At 64.5% G+C, this 2,582-nt stretch carries 2 protein-coding genes; both read right to left on the bottom strand.

Features of this window, described 5'->3' with window-relative positions; all coding sequences use genetic code 11:
• Window positions 1–112: 112 nt before the first annotated feature.
• Entirely contained in the window at window positions 113–859 is a 747-nt protein-coding gene (locus tag FDW81_RS17910) for an ATP-binding protein (protein ID WP_138135550.1), read from the bottom strand.
• Window positions 856–2,418: an IS21 family transposase gene (gene istA, locus FDW81_RS17905; RefSeq protein ID WP_138135549.1), complete on the bottom strand. Its 1,563-nt coding sequence runs from the start codon at window positions 2,416–2,418 to the stop codon at window positions 856–858. Before istA ends, FDW81_RS17910 begins: the two co-directional genes overlap by 4 nt.
• Window positions 2,419–2,582: the final 164 nt, after the last annotated feature.

Genomic DNA, 2,582 nt, shown 5'->3' with positions numbered 1-2,582 from the left:
TGAGTATTTGAAGGTCTCGAGGCCACTCGATCTTGCCTTTGGGGGCCATTGATATTGCCGGTGGGGGCCAGTGGCCCTCGTTGTGGGGGCCACCGGCTCCCACCGGCGTTTCTCATTGCGTCATCGTGGCGTGTTCACGCATGTTGTGGTTGCCGGTATCGACCCAAATCGTGTTGTGCACGATGCGGTCCATGATCGCATCAGCGTGGACCCCGGAGCCGAGCCGCTGGTGCCAGTCTTTCTTGGCGTACTGGGTGCAGAACACTGTCGAGGCTGTGTCGTATCGGCGCTCGAGCAGCTCCAGCAGCATGCTGCGCATGCCCTCGTCGGGGTGGTCGAGAAGCCATTCGTCGATCACCAGAAGGGTGAAGGCCGCGTACTTCTTCAAGAACTTCGTTGCGCCCAGAGGCTTGTCCTTCGCCAGCGCCCAGGCCTCTTCCAGGTCTGGCATGCGGACGTAGTGGGCCCGGATGCGATGCTGGCAGGCCTGTTTGGCCAGAGCGCACCCCAGGTAGGACTTCCCGGATCCGGTGAATCCCTGAAAGACGACGTTCTGCTGCCGTTCGATGAACGAGCACGTGCCGAGTTGGGCGATCAGGTTCCGGTCCAGACCGCGTTCGTCGATGAGGTCGAGCCGTCGGAGGTCCGCGCCGGGGTAGCGTAGTCCTGCCCGCCGGATCAGTCCCTCGACCTTGGCGTGGTTGAACCCGGAGTGGGCCTCGTCAACGATCAAGCGGAGGCGCTCCTCGAAGGCCATGCCAAGCACGAGTGTCTCGTCCTGGGCCTCAAGCGCGTCCAGCATCGGGGCGGCGCCCATCTCACGGAGCTTGCGTTTGGTTTCGGTATCGATCCTGCTCACTTCGCGCCCCCTGCGTAGTATTCGGCGCCGCGCACGTACCCGCCGTATTCGACTGGTTCATCCCGTGGTGGCCTGAGCCCGGCGGCTTTGTCCTGCTCCGTGGCAAGGATCGGCTGCAGGTGCGCATACCGCGGGGACCGCACCCGGCCTGCCAACGCAAGCCGGCAGGCCGCCTCGACCCGTTCGGCGGAGTAGCGCCGGGAGAGCCGCAACACGGCAAGTGCCGCATCCAGGCCCTGTTCGGCGACCGGGACGGACTCGAAGATCCGGTTGACTACCGTCACAGCTGCCGGGCCGATCCGTCCAGCCCATTCCCGTGCCCGGGCCGGGTCCCATTGCCGGTACTTCTCGCCAGCGGGCAGGTCAGCATCGTTGGTGCGGTACTCGTTGGCGGCGCCCTCGGGCAGCAGCAGGTGGCTGGTCAGCCGTTCGCTGCCCCGGTAGGCCTGAATCACCCGATCGGTGATCCTCAGGTCCACCGTGGTGCCGATGTGAGCAAAGGGCACCGAGTAGTAATTCCTCTCCCAGACGACGTGCCCATTCCGACCCACCCGTCGCCCGTAAACCCACCTGCTGATCTCGTAAGCCGCCGCCGGCAACGCCGTCAGCAGCGGCTGCTCCTCTGCTGCAAACACGCTGGCCCTGGACCCTGGCCGCTTCTGGAACGGCTCCGCGTTATACGCAGCTACCCGCTCGACGATGGCGGCCCTGAGCTCCGGCAACGAGGTGAATTGTTGCTGACGCAGCCCCGCGATGACCCAGGTAGCCACATGGGCGACCGTGTTTTCCACGCTGGCCTTATCCTTTGGTGCCCTGATACGCCCGGGCAGCACCGCCGCCGAATAGTGCGCCGCCATCTCGCAATAAGCGTCATTGAGTACGACCTCGCCCTCGCGGGGATGCTTGATGACGCCGGTCTTCAGATTGTCCGGCACGATCCGTGGCACCGAACCGGTGAAGGCCTCAAACATCGCCACGTGGGCCCGCAACCAGGTGTCCTGCTTCATGTCCAAGGCTGGTTCAACGAACGCATACCGACTGAAAGGCAGACACGCCACAAACAAATAAACGGTCCTGGGCTTACCCCTGACCGGATCGGCCAACTGCATCGTCGGCCCCGACCAGTCGACCTCCACCGTCTGCGCCGCCTTGTGCCCGACCCGGGATGCCACACCCGTGACCAACACATGCCGCTGATAGGTCCTGCAGAACCGGTCATAACCCATCACCGGCTCACCGGCAGCGGCGCATGAATCGGCGTACTCGCCATGCAACAGCTTCAGCGTCACCCCAACCCGGGCCATCTCCCGGTGCACCTGGTCCCAGTCCGGCTGCGCGAACACGCTCTGATGCTCACCACGCCCGGGAAACAGCCGGGCATACACCTCGCCCTCTGAGCTGTCGGCGATATCGTCCCACACCACCCCAGCCGCGTCGGCAGCCTCCAGCACCGCCGTGATGCTCTTCCGGGACATGCCCTGCGATGCCGCGATCGCCCGCCCGGACAAGCCCTCGGCGCGCAACTGCAACACCAGCTTCGCTCTGATCTTCCGTACCATTACTGATTACTCCTTCCGCCGTGCGCCCTATACACACGACGGAAGGAGCCTAAATCGAGGTGGCCCCCAAGAACGCCACTGCCGGCACCCAGGACCGCGACTCAGCGCGCGGCCTACTGGCCCCCAAACACGCGACGGATGGACCCCAAAAGAGCGAATATTCA

It is taken from the genome of Pseudarthrobacter sp. NamB4, assembly GCF_005796185.1.
In the GTDB taxonomy this organism is placed as follows: Bacteria; Actinomycetota; Actinomycetes; order Actinomycetales; family Micrococcaceae; genus Arthrobacter.
This window is presented reverse-complemented; position numbering and strand designations above follow the sequence as displayed.

Bases quoted from the DNA above. Each gene is read 5' to 3' on its own strand.
- istA (WP_138135549.1), bottom strand. From the start codon at position 2,418: ATGGTACGGAAGATCAGAGCGAAGCTGGTGTTGCAGTTGCGCGCCGAG.